Origin of the sequence: Yersinia intermedia, assembly GCF_900635455.1 — a bacterium.
Taxonomy (GTDB): domain Bacteria; phylum Pseudomonadota; class Gammaproteobacteria; order Enterobacterales; family Enterobacteriaceae; genus Yersinia; species Yersinia intermedia.
The window spans coordinates 2,155,811-2,180,885 of sequence record NZ_LR134116.1 but is presented as its reverse complement, the minus strand read 5'-3'; the positions used below and the strand labels follow the sequence as shown (position 1 = coordinate 2,180,885).

The following is a 25,075-nucleotide window of genomic DNA, read 5'->3' as shown; positions in this document are numbered from 1 at the left end:
ATATCCCTGCCATCGATAGTGACTAACTGGAGCAAGATATCTCCAGATGTTTCCCCCAATCTGGAGGTAACTTAGCTAAATCATCAAATTCAGGCTGTTCGGCAAAAGGGTGCTGCAATGCCTGATGCAGGCGCTGCAATGGCTGAATATCATCCTTTTCGGCGTGGTCGATCGCTTGCTGTGCCAGATAGTTACGCAATATATATTTCGGGTTCACTGCTTTCATCAAATACTGACGCTGAGCATCGTCAATCGGTTCTTGTTGCAAACGTGCACGATAACGACTGTACCAACTGTCAAAACCGGCTCTATCGATAAAATCATCACGTAGCGGCGATTGTGCCGAATGCATTTCAACCTGACTCAACAAACGGAATGTGCGGGTATAGTCTCGGCCCTCTTGGGTCATCAAACTCAATAATTCTGTCAGTAGTTCGTTATCTTGACTGCTGCTTTCGACGAAACCTAATTTAGCGCGCATCTGTTGGCCGTAAGCTGCCATTAACTCTGGCTCGTAAGCGCTCAGTGCCAACTGCAACTGTTCCACCGACATTAAGCCGGACAGCGCCTGCCCTAGCCGATGCAGGTTCCATAATGCGACCGCTGGTTGATTATCGAATGCATAGCGCCCTTGATGATCGGAATGATTGCAAATATATCCCGGAACATAGTCATCCAGAAAACCAAATGGACCATAGTCCATAGTAATACCAAGAATCGACATATTATCGGTATTCATAACACCATGAGCAAAACCGATTGTTTGCCACTGGGCGATTAAACGCGCCGTGCGTTTTACCACATCAGTAAACCACAACAAGTAGCATTCTGCTTGCCCGACGCATTGTGGCCAGTGGCGGGCAATCACATAGTCCGCTAGCTGTTTAACCTGTGCAGGCTGCTGACGATAATAGAAGTGTTCAAAATGGCCGAAGCGAACATGGCTTTCAGCCACCCGCAATAGCATAGCGCCTCGCTCCGCTTGCTCACGGTAGACTGGATGTTCGCTGGTAACGATGGTCAGTGCGCGGCTGGTAGGTATTCCTAAATGATGCAATGCTTCGGAAGCTAAAAACTCACGGACAACTGAGCGCAAAACTGCCCGCCCATCCCCCATGCGGGAATAAGGTGTTAACCCTGCACCTTTCAGATGCCAGTCCATACTGCGACCATCACTGAGCTGCTGTTCCCCCAGCAAAATGCCACGACCGTCGCCAAGCTGCCCCGCCCATACACCAAACTGGTGACCGCTATATACTTGTGCCAGCGGTTCCATACCTGATAACAAAGCCTCTCCAGCCCATATGGCGGCTTTCGGCAGACTAAACCAACTCTCATCCAGCCCAAGCTCCTGCGCCAAAGGGGCACTATGGTACAGCAAGTGTGCTCCCCTTAACGGTGTTGGCTGCAAGTAAGTATAAAAACCGCTGAGTTGCTGCCCGTAGCTATTATTAAATTGAGGAGCATCCTCAAACTCAGACGGGTTCTCTGCTTTGGAACTGCTATCAGACTCAATGCCCTTAAAGGATGTCATCAACGTAATACCTCAGCCAGCCAATGACGAACTTGCAACAACTCGGCGTATGATTCAGGGAAATCATCGCTTAATCGCAGGCAAACCGCATTAATAGTATCAGGACGATACATCACCCCTTGTAGGCGCTCAGCCAACGCCTCCAGCGGGGCAGGATTCAAACTGTCCGTAAAAATTTGGCAACGATCAATGGCACCCTGTAATACATCGAAATGTAGTTCAATTCCGCCCCAAACAAAGCGGGTATCAACTAAGTGACTAAAGGCAGGTGCCTGACCAAAATTCCATTCCCAGCTACTCTGTTTGGCAAATTGCTCAGTAAAACCCGGTAGGTTGGGCAATACTTGTGGGGATATTATTTCCGCTGATACCTGTTCATCGTAATAATCGAAAAAAGCCTGTTCAATGGCAACAGAGATCTGCTGGTGGTCAATCCCTGGTAACAGCTCTACCAGATTAGTCACGCGAGAACGAACTGACGTAATCCCTTTAGCCTGCAATTTTTTCGGATCAGGATTAAGGTAATCGGCCAAACGGCTCAGGTCCGCACTCAATAACAATGTGCCATGATGAAAACCACGATCTTTGGTCTCTTTATAAGCCGATCCCGATACTTTGCGCTCATCATCACCGTTCTTAACCACCAAATCATTACGACCTGAAGCTGTGGCCTGAATTCCAAGCGATGCCAAAGCATTAAGAATAATTTGAGTGGAAACTGTTTTATCATATTCAGGTTTGCCGGCCATAAAGGTAAAACAGGTATTACCCAAATCATGGAATACCGCCCCACCGCCACTGCTGCGCCGAGCCAGCTTCACACCATCTTGCTCCATGCGACGGGTATTGCACTCTTTCCATGGATTCTGAGCACGCCCGATCACCACGGTATCAGCATTCCGCCACAAAAAGAGCACTCGCTGATCTGGAGACATTTGGCGGAAAATACACTCTTCTACAGCCAGATTAAACCAGGGATCATAAGAATCAGAAATGAGTAAGCGAAGGGATGACATAAACGCGGCTCCGAACCAAAATAAGCAGCCATTAAGATAACATAACCCACACTGATATCTTTAGGTTCGAGGATTCATTCTGTATTAACTAAGGATTCAAGCAAAAAAGCATCAAATACGGCGCGCTTGCCAGTAAACACGTTTCCAGTAAACATTCTCCAGCGATGAGCGGATCACACCTTTACTCGTTGAAGCATGAATAAACTCATCATTCGTATCGTAAATACCAACATGCAATCCATTTTGTCCACTGCCGGTTTTGAAGAACACCAAGTCACCAGGCATCAGCTCATCACGACCCACTTTAGTGCCTAGCGTGGTTTGCGCTACAGTCGTCCGGGGTAATTGCATATCAAAACGATCGCGGAAAGTGCGGTAAACAAACCCAGAGCAATCAACGCCGTTTTGATCCAGCCCACCATTACGATATGGCGTTCCTTCCCATTGACGCAGTTGTTCATTCAGTTTAGCAACTACCACAATAGAATCAGACAAGTGACCACTTGGTGTTGGAGCATGGCTGCTACAACCAGCAAGAATCATACTCATCAAAAAGATCCAGCAACGCATCCGCATCGAGATATCACCAAAGGTAAGGCTTAGCCAATGCGCCAGACAGCAAGCTATTCGGCGCTACATCTGGCTAGAGATAGGCACCAGTATGGCTAATTTAGCTATCGAGTTTGGAAAAAACAAGTTATATGAATGAGATAATAGATTTAATCATTCTTTATTGGTTTTGTATGAATCAACCATATCCCCAATAGAATGAAACCTGCCCCTAACGTTTTCAGTAATGTCGCCGACTCATTGAACTCAGGTAGCCATACTGCGGCTAAATAGACTAACGCATAACTCAGACTAAGTAATGGATAGGCCCGACTGAGTGGCAGATACCTTAGTGCAAAAAACCAGCACAACATCGATAAGGCATAACCGGTTAACCCGCAAGTTACCGCTATTAACTGTGTTAAATGATGAGCTAAAAATTGAACATTAATATCTGCCAGTGATATTAATGGGGTATGCATCATCCCCCATTTAAGCATTAATTGGGCAATGGTCACCAATATTACACTGCCTATTCCCCATAGATAACCTTTCATTAATACCAACTAATCAAAAGGATGCCAAACATAATGGAGGCAACGCCAAGCCAATGGCGAGAAGTTGTCTTCTCGCCATAAAACAGCTGCGCGGCTAAGGTCACCAACACAAAATTAAAGCTTAATAGCGGATAAGCCACACTCAAAGGCAGATGTTGCAATAAACGCAGCCAGAATAACATTCCTAAACCAAGCAGTATTAGTGCAATGGTAAGCCAACGCAGTGTTGGGGCTAGCCGTTTATCACTTGGCCGATCCCAGCATTGCGCTGCTTGCTTCTGACACAATTGCCCCGCACAGGTCAATAAACTAACCACTATCAAGAGCAGATAACTTGTCATGGTGTCTTTTGGTACCACAAAAGTGCCAAACGATTCATTAAATTAACCTTGTCGGCTACCGGATAATGGGTAGGGATGCCCTCACCGCGAGATAATTGTACAACTAACGATACATCACCTTGCCGCCTTGCATGAGCCAACCATTCACTAAAATCTTTATCGCTAATGTATTTATCTTTGCTGTCAGCGTAGTTCAGCCCATAAGACAGCTCGCCCTTTTCGCTGAACATGAGTATATCGCTACGTTTCAGTTGCCACGCTAACCCCGCCGCTACACCTACGCTATCGGTAAGTACATAACGGCTACTGCTCAGTGCATCAAAATTATTCTGGATAAAGTTTTGCGGTTGTTTGGAGTCAATAACCTGCTGAGGAATCAGATAACCCACCAGCAAAACCAACAGTAATGGGCAGGCAGCAGCCCAACGCCAATAACGAGCGTTATTATACAAGGTTATAAACCCGACTAACCCCCAGCCAACAAAGGCGACTATCGCCAGTATAACTTTCTGATGCTCTTGCGGCCCATAAGCAACCATGTGCCCCACTAACCCCAAACCAATAACCAGCACCGCCAGCGCGCAAACTAATCCGAAAATAAGATTTATCGCACCATTTATCTTCAGTACGCGCATACGCATGTTACTGGCACAGTCTGTTGCGTATGCAGCCATCAGTAAAGATAATGGCGCCATACATGGCAAGATATATGTCGGGAGTTTTCCTTTAGCTACACTGAAAAATAGCAACGGCATGATGACCCAACTGAGCAAGAAAAACAGTTCAGGTTTTGCCACCCGTTCACGCCATCCTTTAAGTACCGCACCCGGTAATAACCCCAACCACGGCAATACCCCAATGCACAGAATAGGCAGGTAATACCAGATAGGCGCTTTATGTTGAGCATCTTTTTCAGCGAACCTCTGAATATGTTCAACCCAGAAGAAGTAATGCCAGAAATCAGGTTCACGTTGCGCAATTGCCAATGCCCACGGCAAGCTCAAAATTACCGCACCCAATACCGCGATCGGACCAAAAATGATGAGATCTTTTATTCGCTTTTGCTGTATGACAATAGGCAATACTGAAATAACCGGCACGGCCAACGCGAGAAAACCTTTGGTCATAAAGCCCATGCCACAGGCAAGGCCGAGCAAAAGGTAAGCGCCAACCTTCTGCGTCGAGGTTTCTGCTCGTAATGTGAGATAAAAACAGACCATTGAAGCGGTCAGCCATAATGAAATCATCGGGTCCAATACCGCATAGGAGCCGATACTAAATACCAACAACATGGAGAGATAAATTAATGTCGCCAATACTGATGTAGAGCGATTACGCCACAATAAAGTCGCCAACCAATAGACTAATATTGCACTCAGGGCGGTACTAAAAATGGAACCAAATCGGACGGCAAAATTAGTGTCACCAAATATCCACTGGCTAATATTATTAAACCAATAACCCGCGATAGGTTTTTCGAAATAACGAATCCCCAGAAAATGCGGCACTATCCAATCACCACGTTGCAACATTTCCCGGCTAATTTCGGCATAGCGCGTTTCGTCAGGCTGCCACAGTAAACGGCTATTGATTGGCAATAAATAAATAAGAGCAAAGAACAGCGCCAGCAGGGCGGCTCCGCCACCTTTTAATAATCTCATCCAACATCCTTAATATCTGACTGACACCCTAACCAGCCCTCTCGGCCAGGAAAGGTTGTACGTTCGACTGTCCCTATTGGCAATGAATCCAAGTCATCGGGTAATAGTTCTCGAAGTGGGCAAAACTGTATACCTTGTTTTTTCGCCTGGACTAATAATTGCTCAAACATCGCCGCCTGAGACATCCCTTCCACTTCAGCATGAATGGTATAAACCGAGACACCTCTATCACGCAAAATAGCTTCAATGATGAAATCATTAAAATCCTCGGCACGAACCTCACTGCCGACGACTTCATCGTACGTTGGCAACGTCACTGGGATTTGTACGCTGCCAAGGTTGCCATCAGGCAACAGAGGGCGGAAAGGATGAGTACCACGACAATCGCTGTTATAACGAAAAGAGAACGGCTGCTTTATGGCTAATACCCGAGAGTCAGCACGCCATCCAGCAGCCGCAGAACACGTAACTGGCTGCCCAATACTGTGCTGCAATGCATCCACACCCAATTGTACCTGTTCAGTTAGCTGTTGCGTTGACCAGGATGCAACTTTAGCTTGCCAGCCTTGATGATCCCAGGCATGTAAACCAACCTCATGCTCTGCTTGTAATGTGGCTTTCATTAATGAGCCAAGGTCTTTAGCGATTTTTTTACCCGGCCAGGCGGTTCCTGCCAGTAAAATATCCCAACCATAAAGCGACGCAGCATTTGAACGCAGCATCTTCCACAAGAAACGGGGACGGAAAAGGCGCCACAAGTGGCGCCCCATGTTATCTGGACCAACACTGAAGAAAAAGCTGGCACTGATATCATACTTTTCCAATACAGCAAGTAATGATGGCACACCTTCTTTTGTTCCACGGTAGGTATCCACATCAATCCTTAGTCCAACTTGCTTCATAGGTGATGCTCATCCTTTGGGGTTTCACTCAGTTCAACTACAGCACCGCGAAGGAAGAAATCCAATGTTTCGGTGACAGTTTGCTGCAAGGCAATTTCTGGCTGCCAATGTAAAATACGGCGCGCATTCGTGATACTTGGCGTGCGATATTCAACATCCTGATAGCCTTTGCCATAATATGCGCTGCTTTCAATATCTTTAAAGCCCGCAAACGGAGGGAAGTGACTGCGTAATTCATGTTTTTCAAAACTACTCAGTAGCATTTCTGCCAATTCACGAATACTTGCCTCATTGGTCGGGTTACCAATATTAATTATCTGCCCATCACAGCAGCCATCATTGTTCTCAATAATGCGAAATAGCGCTTCAATGCCATCATGAATATCAGTAAAGCAGCGTTTTTGCGCGCCACCATCAACCAGTTGAATAGGAGAGCCTTCGACCAGATTTAATATAAGTTGTGTAATGGCGCGGGAACTGCCAATACGCGCAGCATCAAGGTTATCCAGGCGTGGCCCCATCCAGTTAAATGGACGGAACAGTGTGAATCTAAGGTTCTCTTTGGCACCATAAGCCCAGATAACGCGATCCAATAACTGTTTGGATACTGAATATATCCAGCGCTGTTTGTTAATTGGCCCCACAATCAACCGAGAGCTATCTTCGTTAAACTCTTTGTCATCACACATACCATAAACTTCAGAAGTGGATGGGAAGACAATGCGTTTATTGTATTTAACACAATCGCGAACAATTTTTAAATTTTCTTCAAAATCTAATTCGAAAACACGCAATGGATTACGGGTATATTCAATTGGCGTCGCAATAGCCACCAACGGCAGAATAACATCACACTTTTTAATGTGATATTCAATCCATTCGGAATGAATGCTGATATCCCCCTCCACGAAATGGAAGAAAGGATTATCCAAGAAACGACTAATAGCATCAGAACCAATATCCAAACCGTATACTTCGTAACGGTTATCGCGCAACAAACGCTCAGTTAAGTGGTTACCAATGAAGCCGTTTACACCAAGGATAAGTACACGGGTACGTCTTTTCAGAGCTTTACTTGGCTTATTGGCTAAGCGCACATCTGTGACAATACCCATTTCTTGGGCTAAACGACTGCCCTGGACATACAAACCAGCATCGCCCTGACCAGTAACAATCTCCAGCGCACCTTCACCACAAGCAACAACCAAAGGTGAAATTGAGAGTACGGTACCAGGCAACTTCCCATGTGCTACCGTCAGTGGTCGTGCACGCCAGATGATAAGTTTACGCTGACCAAGATAACTGAATGCGCCAGGGTATGGCTCAGTCACTGCGCGAACCAAATTATTGATATCTGATGCTGACTTGTGCCAATTAACCTCTCCATCCGCAGCAGTCCGACGACCAAAATAGCTGGCATCAGCTTCTTTTTGTGGTGTTGGATGCAGCGAAGAACGCTTCATTTTAGGCAATATATCACGCAGCAATTCTTGCGATGCTTCGCGCATTTTTGCATGTAATGTCAATGCAGTATCATCATCGCTGATAATAACTTTCTGCTGGCCCACAATTGGCCCCGCATCAGCTTTTTTTACCATTTGGTGCAGGGTTACACCGGTTTCGGTCTCCCCATTAACCAGCGCCCAGTTAATCGGGGCACGGCCACGGTATTTAGGCAACAAGGACCCGTGTAAATTAAATCCTCCTTGCGGCGCTGATGACAAAATTTCCTCACACAGCATATTACGATAATAGAAAGAGAAAATAACATCAGGTTGCAATAGCTTAATACGCTCAATCCATAACGGATGATTGACATCATCTGGCGCAAATACAGGGAGTTCTAAATCAGCAGCAACACGCGCAACTGAAGAGAAAAAGCGATTTTCATTCGGATCATCCGTATGGGTAAATACCGCTTGAATATCGTAACCTGCTTCTACTAATGCTTTTAGGCCTACACAGCCAATATCATGATAGGCAAATACAATCGCTTTCATTTCTCTACTTCCTGATTATTGTCGGTCTGCTCTGCGCCGACTACTTTTTGTATAAAATAACGTGGACGCGCGCGCACATCGTTATAAATACGACCGATGTATTCACCAAGTAGCCCCATACCAACGAATTGGGCTCCGATGAACATGAACAACACGGCAAAGAGTGTAAAGACACCGCCGCCAGCCCATTCTGGGCCAAATACCAAGCGTAAAACGACTAACAGCACTGCAAGAGTAAAACCAGAAAGCGCAATGACACTACCCACCAGGCTTAACAGACGTAATGGTGTCGTTGTCAGACAGGTTATCAAGTCATACATTAGATTGATGAGTTTCATCAGACTGTATTTTGAGTCACCGAACTCGCGCTCTGCGTGGTGCACAGTAATTTCAGTGGTACGGCGAGCAAAGGTATTTGCCAGGATAGGGATAAATGTACTGCGTTCGTGACAGTGTAACATCGCCTCTACGATATGGCGACGATAAGCCCGCAACATGCAGCCGTAATCACCCATCGACTTTCCTGTAGCCCGCTGAATCATTAAATTAATTAAACGGGAGGCTGTTTTGCGAAACAGTGAATCCTGCCGGTTAGCGCGCACCGTACCGACGACGTCGTAACCCTCTTCGGCCACACTAACTAGCCGCGGAATTTCCTCTGGCGGGTTTTGCAGATCAGCATCAAGTGTAATAACCAAATCACCGCTAGCCTGATTGAATCCAGCCATAATGGCAGAATGCTGACCATAATTACGATTCAGCAAAACTGCGATTATGCAGCTTTCTGGTTCGTTCGCTGCTGCTGTCAGCATTTCAGCAGAACTATCACTGCTCCCATCATCAACCAAAATAATTTCATAAGCTTGGGTGAGTAACTTACAGGCAGCCGATGTCCTCTCTATTAATGCTGGCAAGCTCTCTTGCTCGTTATAAACAGGGATAACTATTGATACTTTTTTGATTTCTTCATTTTGAAACACGGTGCGGCCCTATAATAGTTGCCAATGCATCAACCACCCGCTCAACATCACTGTCCAGCATGTCGGGGAAAAGGGGCAATGTGCATAATCTGGCGGAATTCCACTCGGTATTGGGTAAGTTCAGGTTCGGATAACGCTCGCGATAATACTTTTGAGTGTGCGCTGCGCGAAAATGAAGGCCAGTACCAATACCTAACGCTTTCAACCGCTCCATCAGAGAGTCTCGACTAATTCCACAGCGCTGTTCATCAACGCGCACCATAAACAGGTGCCATGCGTGCTGATGGGCGTAGCCGGGAACAGCAAGGGGTTGCAAGGGCGAGTCATTCAATGCCTTATAATATTGAGTGACTAATTCTTGGCGGCGAGCATTGATTTCAGGTAAACGTTTGAGTTGCACTACAGCAATCGCTGCGTGAATATCAGATAAGTTATATTTATAGCCAGGCACTATGACTTCGGCCTGTGGGCTGCGCCCTTGTAGCTGTCGATCAAAAGCATCCACCCCCAAGCCATGAAACTTAAGTTGCCGTACTTTGTCGGCTAGCTCATCATCGTCGGTGGCAATTAAACCGCCTTCAGCACAAGTCATGTTTTTAATGGCATGGAAAGAAAAAATGGCTGTGCCCTTCTCTCCGACCCATTGATTCCCATAGCGGGTGCCCGCAGCGTGGGCCGCATCTTCAATCAGTGGGATACCTCGACGCTGAGCAACTAAACGCAAAGCATCAAGATCACAGGGAGCGCCTGCATAATGTACTGGGATAATGGCTTTGGTTTTTGCGGTGATAGCTGCTTCAACATCCGCAGCATTTACCATTAAAGTGTCGCGATCAACATCAATCATTACCGGCTCAGCGCCCAGTAACACAATCATATTGAGAGTAGAAACCCACGTTTGGGACGGGGTGATAACTTCATCCCCTGGGCCAATACCCAAGGCCATCAAGGTGATATGCATTCCCGCCGTAGCCGAACAGACAGCAATGGCATGTTTGCAACCAAACGCATCACAAAAATTAGCCTCTAATTGCTGATTCTGCGGTCCGGTGGTTATCCAACCTGAACCTAATACATTTACGACCGAATTAATTTCTTCCGTACCAATCGACGGGCGTGAGAAAGGTAAAAAATTCTGCATTAAATAATCCCTTAGGACACTAGAGCTATCGGCAACTATATGCCCACGCAAGTTAACGAAAACTAAACGTCAATCAGATAAACGCATGGTTTTCTAGCTCAACTTTAGTCCATTAACCTTAAATAAACCTTAAGACTGTCTTTTTTATCTCAGAGATCATCAGAAAGGTCACCATCACCGAGCGTGAAGTGATTTTTATCTTAAAATAAAACAACTGACACAAAACCCTACAGAATGTACAAAGCTTATGATTTAATTGACTTTATCCGTGTAAGGTGAGAAGTAAACGCCGCAGATAATAGAAATGTGAATTAAAAGTGCAGGGAATTAATTTCCAACTACCAATAGAACTTGATAAATAGATGTAAGCGTCACATGCTTTTTGTAACAATCCAATTCTGAAGCTCAAAGCTGTGAATTTGAAAGTCCACTTCAAATACGTCAGACAGAATATTTGCCTCCATTACCTGTTTAGCCCCCCCCTGCGCAAGCACGCTCCCTTTAGACATCAACCAAACCTGATCGGCCTGTTGTAAAGTATGGTTAAGGTCATGAGCACTGATGATAGCGCTGCGCCCAGCCGCACAAAACTCAGCAAGTAGCCCATCTAGCGCCACTTTTTGCGCCACATCGAGTCCGGTATAGGGTTCATCGAGTAATAACAGTTTGCTGTCAGAATTGATATCCGGCCAAACTTGCAGGAATACTGCCGCCAACCGAACGCGCTGCCACTCACCACCTGAAAGCTGTGATAGCATTCTTGGCAATTTGTCGGTTAAGCGCAATTTTTGACAGAGATAGCCAATCGTTGCAGCTACCGCATCTGGTGCAGCGCCGACAGGCTGGTAAAGCGCGAGATATTGGAAAACGGGCATTAAAGTCAGGGCTGATTGCTGTTGACTTAGATAACCTCGTGAACGGGCCAAGTCATGCCCTGCATAAAGGGTCAGCGGCTGCCCTGCCAGTAAAATATCCCCATGCGCAGGCAGCAAGCCCGCCAAAGCCGCCAACAAGGTACTTTTCCCTGCCCCATTTGGGCCTATCAGATGAATTTGCAACCCGGCAGCCACTTCAGCAGAAAAAGGGGCAAGGCGTGTTTCTACATTGACATTGCTGAGTTGCAATAGCATCAAAATAAACCTGTTGTCGGAAATTAGTTGTTGGCTAACGCTTGAGTCATTGCACCGATTAGAATCGGATCTTCTGGTGTCATATCGGGAGCAAAACGTTCAAGTACGACACCCTCGCGACTAATCAAGAATTTCTCAAAATTCCGCAGAATATCACCTGGTTGCTTTGGTTCACGCCCTTTACTGGCTAAGCGTTGATAAAACTCGCTCCCTGCCGGTTTTACTGCAACAGATTTAGCCGCAATCAATTGCTGGTATAAAGGGTGTCGTTGCGAACCATTGACCTCAATTTTACTAAACATCGGAAACTCAACCCCAAATGTGCCTCGGCAGAAGGCTTGTATCTCTTCATCACTGCCCGGTTCTTGCCCCGCAAACTCATTACTCGGAAACCCTAAAACTTCAAAACCTTGCTGATGATATGTTTTATAAAGGTTTTCAAGCCCTTCATACTGCTTAGTCAGACCACATTGAGAAGCCACATTAACGACCAATAGAACTGAGCCCTTATACTTTTCCAGCAGAATAGATTCACTTTCAATGGTTTTAACAGGGATGGAATAAATTGGATTACTCATCAGGAAGGATCCTTATTCAGCGATGTTATACAGGTGAACTTACAAGAAGATAAAATAGGTGTAAGGCCGATCACTTTACACTTTTCACTCGTGTCAGCAACCAGATAAATAATGGCGAACCTAAGGTTGCTGTTACCACACCAATTGGCAGTTCCGCCGAGAATAACGCTATACGCGCGATAACATCAGCAAACAACAGTATTCCGCCGCCAGCCAATGCACATCCGGTTAGTAGGCGGCGTTGGTCGGTTAAGCCCGTCAACCGCAAGATATGGGGGATTACCAAGCCAATAAAACTGATAACACCCGCTAGGGCAACGCTGATGCCAACCAGCAAACCGATAGCCAGCACTAATAAGTTCCGCCACAAATGGAGAGGGATTCCCAACTGCCTTGCTTGCTGCTCACCCAATGACATAAAGTTGAGCACTCGGCCCTGACAACATAGCCATACAACTATCGGCAACAGTGCCACGACTAATCCCTGCTGTCGCCAATCTATGCCGCTAAATCCCCCCATCATCCAATACATCAACTGCCGTAAATCCAGGCTAGTGCTAAAATAGACAGCCCATGTCATCACCGCACTGCACACGATCCCCAATGCGACACCGACCAGTAACAAACGAGCATTAGTTAATAAGCGCCTGCGTGCAAAGCCTAGTAGCAGCACCGTCATCAGTAAGGCTCCGGCTATGGCACAGCCACTTAAAAACCAGATAGGCAACAATCCGTGCCCTAGCAATACCGCCATAACCAATGCAACGCCGGCCCCATTCGCCACTCCCAACAAACCGGGTTCAGCTAATGGATTTTCAAACAGTGCCTGCATTACAGCACCCGATACCGCAAGACTTGCACCCACCATCATCACGGCTAAGCTCCGGGGCAAGCGCAACTGCCAGACGAACAACTGCCCACGCTCGCTGAACCACTGGCGAGGCCAAATCCAAGTATCGCCAGCACACAAACTGACTATCAGAGCCAAAAAAAGTATAATAACCAACCCTTTAAGGTAACGGTAATCCCGCTGTTGTTGCCGCTGTTGAAGTGAGGTAAATAACTGACTGGTCTGCATTACATCCTCGGCCGCTGTATCAGGATAAACCTGAAGATGTCTCATAAAGATTAGGCCTGATGCCCATCGCCAGGCACTGATAGTAGGGGGTTAACGCGGCAAGGGGAAGTTTTGCATGAAGAATAAGACGTTTACTGGGAGAAAACGCTAACTGAGCCGCTGATTTTAGAGGCAAAGTTAGCGTTCATCACGTATTTGCTGTTAGCGTTGACCACTATTTTGCGGTGGATAGAGTGGCTGACCACCGCCATTATTTGGCCCACCTTGCTTAGCAGCACGCTGGCGTCCATCATTCGCCGACTGACCACGCCCACGATTATCATTATTGTGCTGTGGCGAATTAGCATGTTCGCCACGCTCATTATGGTTTTGATCCCCATGCTGCTGCCCACGGAACGGATTACGACCATCTTGTGTTTGTGGGTGCTGCCAACGACCACCGTCCCAATAATAGCCACGTTCATTACGATCACCAATATGACCGCCACGATGTTCATGCCACCACTGCGGCGGGCGCCAATCGTAGCCATCCCAGTAATAACCTCGATTGTCCTGATCCCCTAAGTGCACGCTGACGCCAGGGATATTGATATCAAGTGACACCTCTGCCTGTGCAAACTGTGGCATTAATGCCAACGCCCCAAGTAATAGCAGATATTTTTTCATACACATCCAAATATATTATTTAGCAGTTAATGAATTTATATCAGTGAAAATAAAAACCCTCTATCAGACAACCTACCCTTTTCACTTTCACTTCATATCACTTACGAAAACCATACATATCTTACATGTCAGATATTTTTATTCACCACTATTACTAACATGTCTTAACGTTTATCTGACAGTAATAATCATCATATTAAATTATTATGATAAACTTAACTGGTAAATAAAAGGCAGAGCAAACAAAATGCGGTCTATAGCATTAATGGTGACAGTAATCATATTAAGCGCCACATTATCAGCTTGCTGTATATTCCCGCCGCATGGCGGTGGCGGTGGCGGTGGCGGTGGCGGTGGCGGTGGCGGTGGCGGTGGCGGTGGCGGTCCAAGAATGCACTACGATAACCATCCATATCATTAAATTACAGCCATAAGATAAATATAAAACTGGCATTCAATAAGAATACTCTAATTTATTTAGAAAAAATCATTGAATGCTAGCGTAGGTTTCCATAATAAAAAAACCATTCTCTTGCTAATTTAAATATCGACACTAATTATTAGTTAATAATTAATAGAACCATTACTATCAATTTAATAAGTACTGTTCTAAAGTCAATCATCTTATTCAATCAAACTTTATCAAAAACAAAAAACCGACTATCTGTTAGTATGTTGATATATTAATACTTTTCTAACACTTAATGACCCTGACACCGAATATGATCCAGTCATAATCAGGAATAACTGGCTTCAGGTTAGCTGTATATTCTGGCAATCGACAGATTTCTCGGCGAATTCAGATGGCGTCATCCATCCCAACGCAGAATGGGGAGAACGCTGATGAGATCTAGCTACAGCTATGAACCCTACAATGCGGGGTTTTTTCTTGTCTGGAACAATGCACGCTCGCTATTAGAACATGGCAAAAGGACAACAAGACCTTAAATCGCGGTCAGCATGTGGACATTAATAAAATAATTATATTTCAATGAATTACAAATAAGAAAAAGGCCGCTTACGCGGCCTTTTGTTTGAGTAGATACTCACTCTTTTGGAGTAGCACCTTCTACCCGGCTTTTTAGCTTTTGCCCTGGACGGAAAGTCACCACACGGCGCGCCGTAATAGGAATGTCCTCACCCGTCTTCGGATTACGGCCCGGACGTTGGTTCTTGTCTCGCAGATCAAAATTGCCAAAGCCAGACAGTTTGACCTGTTCGCCATTCTCGAGAGCACGACGTACTTCCTCAAAGAATAACTCAACCAGATCTTTGGCATCTCGTTTGCTAAGCCCTAGCTTTTCAAACAGATGTTCTGACATTTCAGCTTTAGTAAGCGCCATAGGTTCAATCCCTCAAGGATGCTTGGAATCGCTGTTTTAACGCCTCTACACATCTTGCAACGGTAGCGGCGATCTCCTCTTCTTCCAGTGTACGTGCGGTATCCTGCAACACCAGACTAATAGCCAGACTCTTATAGCCCTCTGCTACGCCCTTGCCACGGTACACATCAAACAAGTTTACGCCAACTACCTGATTTGCGCCAACTTTCTTACACTCCGCCAAAATATCTTCTGCGGGAACGTTTTCAGCCACTACGACAGCGATATCGCGGCGGTTTGCTGGGAAGCGTGAAATCTCGCTGGCCTGAGGCACAGCGCGGTCTGCAAGCCTGTTCCACTGCACTTCAAACACCACAGTTCGACCATTCAGATCCAGCTTACGTTCCAATTCAGGATGAACTACACCAATGAAACCAATGTGTTCCCCTGATAAATAAATTGCAGCACTCTGCCCAGGATGCAGTGCAGGATGCGCTTGTGCACGGAACTGAACATCCGATAATTTGCCGGTAAGTTCCAGAATTGCTTCCAGATCACCTTTCAAATCATAGAAGTCGATTGGCTGACGCGCCAGATCCCAATGCTCATCGTAACGGTGACCAGCAATAACACCAGCCAGCATTAGATCCTGTCTAACGCCTAAATCTGCTGTACTATCAGGTACAAAGCGCAAGCCACTCTCAAATAAACGCAAGCGAGATTGCTGGCGATTCTGGTTATAAACTACCGCCGACAGTAAACCGGTCAACAATGACAAACGCATGGCAGACATCTCAACCGAGATAGGGCTTGGCAAGATTAACGCGTCTTGTTGTGGATGCAGAAGTGCCTGTACTTTCGGGTCAACAAAACTGTAAGTAATTGCTTCCTGATAACCTCGATCAACTAAAGCCATTTTTACACGCTTCAGTGACAAATCAGCTTCACGGTGTTTAGTCATCACCAAATTAGCTTTAACTGGCACATCTGGGATATTGTTATAGCCGTAGATACGGGCAACTTCTTCCACCAAATCTTCTTCGATTTCCATATCGAAACGCCAGCTTGGTGCCACCGCCTGCCAATCAGAACCAAGTTCAGTCACCTGGCAGCCTAGTCGGCGCAAAATGTCACTCACCTGCTCAGAAGGAACGTGATGACCAATCAATCGGTCCAGCTTCTCACGGTGTAGCGTGATTGTGGCGCATTTTGGCAATTCTGCCGCCGCAGTCACGTCAATCACCGGGCCTGCTTCACCACCACAGATATCAATTAGCAGACGTGTCGCTCGCTCCATCGCTTTATGCTGCAACGCAGGATCAACACCGCGCTCGTAGCGGTGAGAGGCATCGGTATGCAAGCCGTGGCGACGTGCACGACCAGTAATTGATAATGGGTTGAAGAAGGCAGATTCCAGCAAAACATTGCGGGTCTCTTCGTTAACGCCAGAGTGCTCGCCGCCAAAGATACCGGCCATTGCTAGTGGCTTATGTTGGTCAGCAATGACCAGCGTATCTGCATTCAATTTGGCTTTTGTGCCATCTAGCAGTGTTAATTCTTCACCTTCAGCCGCCAGACGGACAATAATCCCACCGTCAATACGGTCCAGATCAAACGCGTGCATTGGCTGACCTAACTCTAATAAAACGAAGTTAGTGACATCTACCACCGGATCAATCGAGCGAATACCACAACGGCGCAGTTTCTCACGCATCCATAATGGTGTCGCCGCTTTGACGTTAATCCCTTTAACCACACGGCCCAAGTAGCGCGGACAAGCCTGTGGCGCCTCTACGTGAATTGGGAATGTATCGGGAATCAATGCCGCAACAGGTGTCATGTCCGGTTCAGATAATGGCAATTGATTCACGACCGCTACATCGCGTGCTACACCGATAATGCCCAAACAATCGGCACGATTTGGTGTGACACTGATTTCAATGGTTTTATCGTCCAAATGTAGATATTCACGCACATCGACACCGATAGGCGCATCAGCAGGCAGCTCGATAATACCATCGTGATCATCTGAAATAGCAAGTTCAGAGAACGAGCACAGCATGCCTTCTGATGGTTCACCGCGCAATTTGGCAGCTTTGATTTTGAAATCACCAGGCAACACTGCACCAACAGTTGCAACCGCGACTTTCAAGCCCTGACGACAATTTGGTGCACCACAAACGATATCCAGCAAGCGGTCACCGCCTACATCGATCTTGGTTACTCGCAGTTTATCTGCGTTTGGATGTTGACCACATTCGACAACGTGACCGATAACGACGCCATTAAATTCGCCTGCAACCGCATCTACACCATCAACTTCTAAACCGGCCATAGTAATTTGATGGGCCAGGTCATCACTACTAATGGCTGGGTTTACCCATTCGCGTAACCAAAGTTCACTGAATTTCATGAGATATCCCGCCTTACTTAAATTGTTTGAGGAAACGCAGATCATTTTCGAAAAATGCACGCAAATCGGTGACGCCGTAACGCAACATAGTTAAGCGCTCCATCCCCATTCCGAAGGCAAAACCTGAATAAATATCAGGATCAATACCGACGTTTCGCAATACATTTGGGTGCACCATGCCGCAACCGAGCACTTCAAGCCATTTACCATTTTTACCCATCACATCCACTTCAGCAGACGGTTCGGTAAACGGGAAATAGGAAGGACGAAAACGAATTTGCAAATCTTCTTCGAAGAAATTACGCAAGAAGTCATGCAAAGTGCCTTTCAAATTGGTGAAGCTGATATCACGGTCAATAATCAGCCCTTCCATTTGATGGAACATCGGTGTGTGTGTTTGGTCGTAATCATTACGATAAACGCGGCCAGGCACGATAATCCGAATAGGCGGTTGCTGGATTTCCATGGTGCGAATCTGTACGCCGGACGTCTGCGTGCGCAGCAATCGGGTAGCATCAAACCAGAAGGTATCGTGGTCAGCACGAGCAGGGTGATGAGCCGGAATATTTAATGCATCGAAGTTATGGTAGTCGTCTTCGATTTCTGGGCCAGACTCAACGGAAAAGCCCAACTCACCAAAGAATGTTTCAATACGATCGATTGTGCGGGTAACTGGATGCAACCCTCCATTTTCCATACGACGCCCCGGTAGAGAGACATCAATGGTTTCGGCTGCCAGTCGGGCATTCATGACGGCTGATTCCAGCCTGTCCTTGCGAGCATTAAGCGCTTCTTGTACTTCTTGCTTGGCCTGGTTAATCACAGCCCCGGCTGCCGGGCGCTCTTCGGCTGGCAGCTCGCGCAGCGATGTCATTTGAAGGGTCAAATGGCCTTTCTTACCCAGATATTCGACGCGTACCAAATCCAACGCGGCAACATCTTGGGCATCTTCTACGGCTGCTTTAGCTTTGGCAACCAGCTCTGCGAGATGTGGCATTGTTTTCTCTTCCTCTGGCCGTATGGCCCACTTGTAGTTATATCCTTTGTTCTTGAAGCGGCAAGGGTGTTAGCTACGCTCACTCACCCGAATCACTTACAGGAGTAAGCTTATCGGAATTTACTCGCTTGCTTGCTACCTACCTGCAACTCCAATAACGTTGGATATATGTAATGAGTTAAAAATCGATAATTGAAATGAATATTTTACACAAAATCAATAAGGTACTATATCTGTGATACCCGCACTCTAGTCACTGTAAGTGCCGTAGAGTAAAAACAAAAAAGCCTCCACGATGGGAGGCTTAGGCGCTATTTTTCGTTTCTATTCTTACGCGCAAGCCTCCTGAAATCAGGCGCTAAAGTAAAAAAAGAAGCGAAAAGTAACTGCATGTATCATAAAAATGACCTTCTTACCAAGAAGATAAAGATTAAAAGAGGGAGACAAGCTCCCTCTTCAATTCTGACTTACGCCAGAGCTACTTTCGCTTTTTCGACCAGTGCAGAGAATGCCACTTTATCGAATACTGCGATGTCAGCCAGGATCTTACGGTCAATCTCAACAGAAGCCTTTTTCAGACCATTGATGAAACGGCTGTAAGACAGACCATTCTGACGAGCAGCTGCGTTGATACGTGCAATCCACAGTTGGCGGAATTGACGCTTCCGTTGACGGCGGTCACGGTAGGCGTATTGGCCTGCCTTGATTACTGCCTGGAAAGCAACACGATAAACGCGCGAACGGGCACCGTAGTAACCTTTCGCCTGCTTTAATATTTTTTTGTGACGTGCACGAGCTACCACACCACGTTTTACGCGAGCCATTTACTTCTCCTATCGTCTTAATTCAAACCAAAATTACTTATGCGTATGGCAGACATGCTACGACCAAACCTAGATCGTTCTTAGATACCATGCCTTTTGGACGTAAATGACGTTTACGCTTAGTAGCTTTTTTGGTCAAAATATGACGCAGGTTGGCATGCTTACGCTTAAAACCACCGGCACCGGTTTTTTTAAAGCGCTTAGCGGCGCCGCGTACTGTCTTAATTTTTGGCATTGAATATATCCACTTCGCATTGTTAATTACAACGAGCTAGCTAGGCGAACAGACCCCTACTCTGCAAGCAGGAAGAGGCCTATTACTTGAGTGCCTTACTGTCTCTTCTTAGGTGCGAGCACCATGATCATCTGACGGCCTTCGATACGAGTCGGGAAAGACTCCACAACGGCCAAATCAGAATCTTCAGTCAGATCTTTTTTGACACGGTTAAGTACTTCCATGCCGATCTGTTGGTGCGCCATTTCACGCCCACGGAATCGCAGGGTGATTTTGGCTTTATCGCCATCTTCCAGAAAGCGAATCAGGTTGCGTAGTTTGACCTGATAGTCGCCATCATCGGTACCAGGACGGAATTTGATTTCCTTGACCTGTATAACTTTTTGCTTCTTCTTCTGTTCTTTTGTCGACTTGCTCTTCTCATAGAGGAATTTGCCGTAATCCATGATACGGCAAACCGGCGGCTCGGCATTCGGACTGATTTCTACTAAATCAACACCAGCTTCCTCAGCTTTTTCAAGAGCTTCATTCAGACTGACAATGCCAATCTGCTCACCATCGACGCCTGTTAAGCGAACCTCTGTGGCGCGAATCTCTTTGTTGATGCGATTAGGACGCGCCGGTTGAACTCGTTTTCCGCCTTTAATACTTTATTCCTCCAGTTGATGAAGACTACGGCTGCGAATTTCTGTTAGCAGCTGGTCTACGACCACGTTGACGTCCAAGCTTCCCAAGTCTTTACCACGGCGGGTACGAACGGCAATTTTGCCTGATTCGACCTCTTTATCGCCACAGACCAACATATATGGAACCCGACGCAACGTATGTTCACGAATTTTAAAGCCAATCTTCTCATTTCTCAAGTCCGCTTTTGCCCTAATCCCTGCATCTTGCAGTTTTTTGGTCACTTGTTGGACATAATCAGACTGACTATCGGTGATATTCATCACCACGACTTGTACCGGAGCTAACCATGTAGGGAAGAAGCCTGCATATTCTTCGGTTAAAATACCGATGAAGCGCTCCATTGACCCCAAAATAGCCCGGTGAATCATTACTGGCACCTGACGATCGTTATTTTCGCCGATGTAAGACGCACTTAAGCGGCCCGGTAATGAGAAATCGAGCTGTACGGTACCACACTGCCACGCGCGATCCAAACAATCATGTAAGGTAAACTCAATTTTCGGACCGTAGAATGCCCCTTCACCCGGCTGATACTCAAACGGAATATCGTTTTCAGTCAGTGCAGCGGCCAAATCATCTTCGGCACGGGTCCATAAATCATCACTACCAATCCGTTTTTCAGGGCGAGTTGACAGCTTAACCACAATTTTCTCGAAGCCGAAGGTGCTGTACATGTCGTACACCATCTTGATGCAGCTATTCACTTCATCGCGAACCTGCTCTTCAGTACAGAAAATGTGTGCGTCATCCTGAGTGAAACCACGGACGCGCATTAAACCATGCAGTGCGCCTGAAGGCTCATTACGGTGGCAGCTACCGAACTCAGCCATACGCAATGGCAAGTCACGGTATGATTTCAACCCTTGGTTGAAAATCTGTACGTGCCCTGGGCAGTTCATTGGCTTGATGCAGTACTCGCGGTTCTCAGACGATGTGGTGAACATATGCTCAGCATAGTTTTCCCAATGCCCGGTTTTTTCCCACAGTACACGGTCCATCATAAACGGCCCTTTCACTTCCTGATACTGGTACTCTTTGAGCTTGGTACGCACAAAAGTTTCCAGTTCACGGAAGATAGTCCAACCGTCGTTATGCCAGAACACCATACCCGGTGCTTCTTCCTGCATGTGGTAAAGGTCCAATTGCTTACCAATCTTACGATGGTCGCGTTTGGCCGCTTCTTCCAGACGTTGCAGATAAGCATTTAGTTGCTTTTTATCACCCCAAGCCGTGCCGTAAATGCGTTGCAGCATTTTATTTTTACTGTCGCCACGCCAATAAGCACCGGACGTTTTCTGCAATTTGAAATGATGACAGAAACGCATATTCGGTACGTGCGGGCCACGGCACATATCAACGTATTCTTCATGGTGATACAAACCTGGGCGATCATCGTGGCTAATATTCTCATCAAGAATTGCCACCTTATAATCTTCACCACGAGCAGCAAAAGTGTCACGGGCTTCTTGCCAACTGACTTTCTTCTTGATTACGTCGTAATCTTTATCGGCAAGTTCATGCATCCGCTTTTCAAGCAGATCCAAGTCTTCCTGCGTCAAGGTGCGGTCGATATCAACATCGTAATAGAAACCGTTGTCGATAACCGGCCCGATAGCCATTTTAGTATCAGGCCAAAGTTGCTTGATTGCGTGCCCCAACAAGTGTGCACAAGAATGGCGGAGAATCTCCAGACCTTCAGCATCTTTGGTGGTGATAATAGCCAATTGGGCATCAGATTCGATCAGGTCACTGGCATCTACCAGTTCGCCGTTAACTCGGCCAGCAATACACGCTTTTGCTAAACCTGGGCCGATATCTAAGGCAACATCAAGAGCAGAAACGGCGTGATCGAAATGACGCTGACTGCCGTCAGGAAGGGTAATAACGGGCATTCTAATTCCTTATCTACAGTGGTGACCCACACGACAGATCACATGCAAGACGTAATTATTGTTTAACTTCAAAAAGTTGCGGCATCAATTTAACCCACGTTTGTTATATTGGTACGCAACTGTGTACAGCGTTCCCTTTGCACCACAGTGTTAGCCACAAAGGAAACTCATATTATCATTACTCAATACAATGACAAGCATCTACTCAACGCCAATAACAACAGGGGCAAAACAAAATCCATATTGAGTATCAATCACTCATATTTTCATGATGGTATCTGTTACTAAAAGGAGTGCATCACCGCAGTCGGTAAGCGCAGATACAATAATACCTGCCGAATAACCTATTAATACTACAGCCAAACGGTGATAATGATCACCGACAAAGTTATCGAGCTAAAACTGCACTACGATCACTATAATATCAATACCGTACAACTGAGGGTCAACTATTGCAGCGACAACCTGTTACATCTTCCAGAATTCTGTCGATTGGTTATGATCCTGAAAATCGCATGTTGGAGATACAGTTCCGTGAACAAGGGATTTATCAGTATCTTGGTGTCCCTGAGCGTGTTTATCAGAATTTTATGTCCGTGGTTTCGAAAGGTCGTTTTTTTGATGGCGTGATTAAGGGTAAGTTTTTGTGCCGAAAAATTGGCTAATTAGAAAAATAACCAATTAAAACAGTCAACTAAATAAATCTGAAACGGTCGCTTCAATGATCAATCTGTGCAGAGAAGCCTACCGTTTTAGAAGTCATCTTTTCCCTCACATTATCCCATCATGTAACGCCATAAATAGGATATGGGTACCACAAACAATAGCGCGGGCAGAAAATTCACCACCGCGAATATTTTAATTTGTGCAATACGTAGCCCCACCGCAATCATAATAATCCCACCGCAAGCGGAAAAATCAGCAAAAGCAATATCATCCATATACGGCATGATGAGTTTGGCCAATAAAACCAACGCAATTTGAATCAACAATTGCGGAACAGCAATAGCCACCAGCGCAATACCCAGTGAAATTGAAAATATCAGCGCGGTGAAGAAATCCATTAACGCTTTGACAAATAGCAGTTGAAAATCACCGGTAATACCTTCAGTTAAAGAGCCGACAACCCCCAACCCACTGGCGCAAAACAGCACAATCATCGCAGTGAAACTCTGCGCAAACTCCTGCGGCGGTAGTGTACTGCGCGAGGGTATAACCCGCTCCAACATGATGCGAGTTTTGTTCGCCCCCCATTTTACGCCCTGCTCAAGGGATAATAACTCCCCTACCGCTGTGCCAACAATCAACGCCAAAATAACCGCTGGCATAAAATGGACTTTTACCACCATCACAATACCGATGGAGATAGAAGCCAGCGCAAACGTGGCCGGTAGCCCTTCCTGCAACCGCTTAGGGACATGACGGGCAAGTAATACGCCAACAATCCCCCCCAAAATAATACCTGCACTATTAATAAACGGACCAATCATGCCGTGCTCCCAATGGCTAAAACGCGTTCTACTGATAAAAATGTGTCTGTTTTAGAATTAGGAATTTCGATAATAGCTAAAGACAAACAACCGATAGGAGGGTTATCTCTGCATTGGAATAACCCATATAGGCAAGTCAAACGTTACGGTGTCACAAACCCCAATTCTTGTGAGATACGCTGAGCCGTGGCCAAAATAGGTTTAATCAGGGTTTTCACCCCCACCTGTTGCAGTTTGGCAGTAGGCAGAGAAACGGAAACGGCGTACGGCACCCGCTGCTGAATGTCAAAAACGGGAGCTGCCACACAAGAGACACCGAGCTCATTCTCTTCCCGGTCCATAGCCAGCCCTGTTTTGCGAATATCCGCCAGCTCCTGGTACATCTTGGGCAATTCGGTAATGGTATTGTGAGTCAGCGGCTCAATTTCATGCTGATGGCTCTGCCAATAGTCATCTGGATAGTCACTCTTGCCGTATGCCATAAATATCTTACCCATCGCTGAGCAATACAACGGCATATGCTGCCCGATATACGCACGAGTGCGCATCATGCCAGTGGTGGGTTCTAACTTATAAATCAGGATAACGTGGTCATCTTCGCGGGTTGAGAAATTGACTGTCTCACCAAGCTCAAGATTGAGTTGTTCTAAATGCGGGGCCGCAACATGAATAATATTCAGTGATGACAGTGCTTTTTGGCCGATTGAGATGAACTTGGTTGTCAGCCGATAACTGCCCGGAGAAGGTGCCTGAGTGACATAGCCACAGGTATGTAGCCCCTGCAATAACCGATGAACGGTACTTTTGTTCATCCCGGCCAATTCAGACAGATGCGCCAATGGGCAGCCATTAGGGTAATTACTTAATATCTCAATCAGTTGCAGCCCGCGAAACAGACTTTGGCTGCCTAACGGCTTATCTTTCTTGTCATCTGTGAGTGTAAGGGCCATAGACAATATCCTTGTTGTTTAGCATGAAATGGTACTCCAAAGCCGTAGTCTGTGTGAAGCACGAAACAGTGTTTCGGTATCATCGCAGGCATCGCGTTTCGCAACATTTACCCAACATAAGAAGTGCGTAGT

General features: G+C 46.2%; 25 protein-coding genes and 1 other annotated feature. Of the genes, 2 read left to right on the top strand and 23 right to left on the bottom strand.

Annotated features, from left to right (window positions below; translation table 11 throughout):
* Positions 1–22 precede the first annotated feature (22 nt).
* The 14 genes from EL015_RS09940 to EL015_RS09875 form a co-directional block, all read right to left on the bottom strand.
* Complete coding sequence (locus EL015_RS09940) at positions 23–1,534, bottom strand: protein adenylyltransferase SelO (RefSeq protein WP_005182827.1); 1,512 nt, start codon at positions 1,532–1,534, stop codon at positions 23–25.
* On the bottom strand, positions 1,534–2,550 hold the full coding sequence (locus EL015_RS09935) for a lipoate--protein ligase (RefSeq protein WP_032905785.1): 1,017 nt from the start codon (positions 2,548–2,550) through the stop codon (positions 1,534–1,536). Before EL015_RS09935 ends, EL015_RS09940 begins: the two co-directional genes overlap by 1 nt.
* A gap of 111 nt (positions 2,551–2,661) precedes the next feature.
* A complete protein-coding gene (locus EL015_RS09930; RefSeq protein WP_005182828.1) occupies positions 2,662–3,126 on the bottom strand; it encodes an NlpC/P60 family protein in 465 nt (154 codons plus the stop codon).
* A gap of 143 nt (positions 3,127–3,269) precedes the next feature.
* Positions 3,270–3,656, bottom strand: a complete 387-nt coding sequence (gene arnF / locus EL015_RS09925) for a 4-amino-4-deoxy-L-arabinose-phosphoundecaprenol flippase subunit ArnF (protein ID WP_005182829.1) — start codon at positions 3,654–3,656, stop codon at positions 3,270–3,272.
* Entirely contained in the window at positions 3,656–3,997 is a 342-nt protein-coding gene (gene arnE / locus EL015_RS09920) for a 4-amino-4-deoxy-L-arabinose-phosphoundecaprenol flippase subunit ArnE (protein ID WP_032905787.1), read from the bottom strand. The genes arnF and arnE overlap by 1 nt, the downstream gene beginning before the upstream one ends.
* The gene (gene arnT, locus EL015_RS09915) at positions 3,994–5,658 is read right to left on the bottom strand and encodes a lipid IV(A) 4-amino-4-deoxy-L-arabinosyltransferase (protein WP_032905789.1); all 1,665 of its coding nucleotides are present in this window, start codon (positions 5,656–5,658) and stop codon (positions 3,994–3,996) included. The genes arnE and arnT overlap by 4 nt, the downstream gene beginning before the upstream one ends.
* Positions 5,655–6,560, bottom strand: coding sequence for a 4-deoxy-4-formamido-L-arabinose-phosphoundecaprenol deformylase (arnD, locus tag EL015_RS09910; RefSeq protein ID WP_032905791.1), 906 nt, complete (start codon positions 6,558–6,560; stop codon positions 5,655–5,657). Before arnD ends, arnT begins: the two co-directional genes overlap by 4 nt.
* The gene (gene arnA, locus EL015_RS09905) at positions 6,557–8,560 is read right to left on the bottom strand and encodes a bifunctional UDP-4-amino-4-deoxy-L-arabinose formyltransferase/UDP-glucuronic acid oxidase ArnA (protein ID WP_032905793.1); all 2,004 of its coding nucleotides are present in this window, start codon (positions 8,558–8,560) and stop codon (positions 6,557–6,559) included. Before arnA ends, arnD begins: the two co-directional genes overlap by 4 nt.
* The gene (gene arnC / locus EL015_RS09900; RefSeq protein WP_032905795.1) at positions 8,557–9,540 is read right to left on the bottom strand and encodes an undecaprenyl-phosphate 4-deoxy-4-formamido-L-arabinose transferase; all 984 of its coding nucleotides are present in this window, start codon (positions 9,538–9,540) and stop codon (positions 8,557–8,559) included. The genes arnA and arnC overlap by 4 nt, the downstream gene beginning before the upstream one ends.
* On the bottom strand, positions 9,527–10,681 hold the full coding sequence (arnB, locus tag EL015_RS09895; protein ID WP_005182835.1) for a UDP-4-amino-4-deoxy-L-arabinose aminotransferase: 1,155 nt from the start codon (positions 10,679–10,681) through the stop codon (positions 9,527–9,529). The genes arnC and arnB overlap by 14 nt, the downstream gene beginning before the upstream one ends.
* Positions 10,682–11,052: 371 nt before the next feature.
* Complete coding sequence (gene btuD, locus EL015_RS09890) at positions 11,053–11,811, bottom strand: vitamin B12 ABC transporter ATP-binding protein BtuD (protein ID WP_005182836.1); 759 nt, start codon at positions 11,809–11,811, stop codon at positions 11,053–11,055.
* A 23-nt stretch (positions 11,812–11,834) separates the two neighbouring features.
* Positions 11,835–12,389: a glutathione peroxidase gene (locus EL015_RS09885; protein ID WP_005182837.1), complete on the bottom strand. Its 555-nt coding sequence runs from the start codon at positions 12,387–12,389 to the stop codon at positions 11,835–11,837.
* A gap of 70 nt (positions 12,390–12,459) precedes the next feature.
* On the bottom strand, positions 12,460–13,467 hold the full coding sequence (gene btuC, locus EL015_RS09880; RefSeq protein ID WP_005182838.1) for a vitamin B12 ABC transporter permease BtuC: 1,008 nt from the start codon (positions 13,465–13,467) through the stop codon (positions 12,460–12,462).
* Between the two features lie 201 nt (positions 13,468–13,668).
* Positions 13,669–14,133, bottom strand: a complete 465-nt coding sequence (locus tag EL015_RS09875) for a DUF2502 domain-containing protein (protein ID WP_005182839.1) — start codon at positions 14,131–14,133, stop codon at positions 13,669–13,671.
* Between the two features lie 247 nt (positions 14,134–14,380).
* Between EL015_RS09875 and EL015_RS21700 the strand changes: the two genes are divergently transcribed.
* The gene (locus EL015_RS21700) at positions 14,381–14,554 is read left to right on the top strand and encodes a hypothetical protein (RefSeq protein WP_153802298.1); all 174 of its coding nucleotides are present in this window, start codon (positions 14,381–14,383) and stop codon (positions 14,552–14,554) included.
* A 625-nt stretch (positions 14,555–15,179) separates the two neighbouring features.
* On the opposite strand, the gene ihfA is transcribed toward EL015_RS21700, so the two are convergent.
* The 7 genes from ihfA to thrS form a co-directional block, all read right to left on the bottom strand.
* On the bottom strand, positions 15,180–15,476 hold the full coding sequence (gene ihfA, locus EL015_RS09870) for an integration host factor subunit alpha (RefSeq protein WP_004875238.1): 297 nt from the start codon (positions 15,474–15,476) through the stop codon (positions 15,180–15,182).
* A 4-nt stretch (positions 15,477–15,480) separates the two neighbouring features.
* Positions 15,481–17,868, bottom strand: coding sequence for a phenylalanine--tRNA ligase subunit beta (pheT, locus tag EL015_RS09865; RefSeq protein WP_005182841.1), 2,388 nt, complete (start codon positions 17,866–17,868; stop codon positions 15,481–15,483).
* 13 nt (positions 17,869–17,881) lie between these two features.
* The gene (pheS, locus tag EL015_RS09860; protein ID WP_005182843.1) at positions 17,882–18,865 is read right to left on the bottom strand and encodes a phenylalanine--tRNA ligase subunit alpha; all 984 of its coding nucleotides are present in this window, start codon (positions 18,863–18,865) and stop codon (positions 17,882–17,884) included.
* A gap of 277 nt (positions 18,866–19,142) precedes the next feature.
* Positions 19,143–19,265 (bottom strand) — a sequence feature (Phe leader region).
* A 67-nt stretch (positions 19,266–19,332) separates the two neighbouring features.
* Positions 19,333–19,689, bottom strand: a complete 357-nt coding sequence (rplT, locus tag EL015_RS09850; protein ID WP_004706556.1) for a 50S ribosomal protein L20 — start codon at positions 19,687–19,689, stop codon at positions 19,333–19,335.
* Positions 19,690–19,726: 37 nt separating this feature from the next.
* Entirely contained in the window at positions 19,727–19,924 is a 198-nt protein-coding gene (gene rpmI / locus EL015_RS09845; RefSeq protein WP_004713020.1) for a 50S ribosomal protein L35, read from the bottom strand.
* A 95-nt stretch (positions 19,925–20,019) separates the two neighbouring features.
* Entirely contained in the window at positions 20,020–20,571 is a 552-nt protein-coding gene (gene infC, locus EL015_RS09840) for a translation initiation factor IF-3 (RefSeq protein ID WP_011816226.1), read from the bottom strand.
* 3 nt (positions 20,572–20,574) lie between these two features.
* The gene (gene thrS, locus EL015_RS09835) at positions 20,575–22,503 is read right to left on the bottom strand and encodes a threonine--tRNA ligase (RefSeq protein WP_005182845.1); all 1,929 of its coding nucleotides are present in this window, start codon (positions 22,501–22,503) and stop codon (positions 20,575–20,577) included.
* A gap of 452 nt (positions 22,504–22,955) precedes the next feature.
* Here thrS and EL015_RS09830 point away from each other — a divergent pair, with 452 nt between their 5' ends.
* Positions 22,956–23,168, top strand: coding sequence for a KTSC domain-containing protein (locus tag EL015_RS09830; protein WP_032905797.1), 213 nt, complete (start codon positions 22,956–22,958; stop codon positions 23,166–23,168).
* A 111-nt stretch (positions 23,169–23,279) separates the two neighbouring features.
* Here the strand turns inward: EL015_RS09830 and EL015_RS09825 are convergent, their stop codons facing one another.
* Positions 23,280–23,993, bottom strand: coding sequence for a DUF554 domain-containing protein (locus EL015_RS09825; RefSeq protein WP_005182848.1), 714 nt, complete (start codon positions 23,991–23,993; stop codon positions 23,280–23,282).
* Positions 23,994–24,136: 143 nt separating this feature from the next.
* A complete protein-coding gene (locus EL015_RS09820; protein ID WP_005182850.1) occupies positions 24,137–24,943 on the bottom strand; it encodes an IclR family transcriptional regulator in 807 nt (268 codons plus the stop codon).
* Positions 24,944–25,075: the final 132 nt, after the last annotated feature.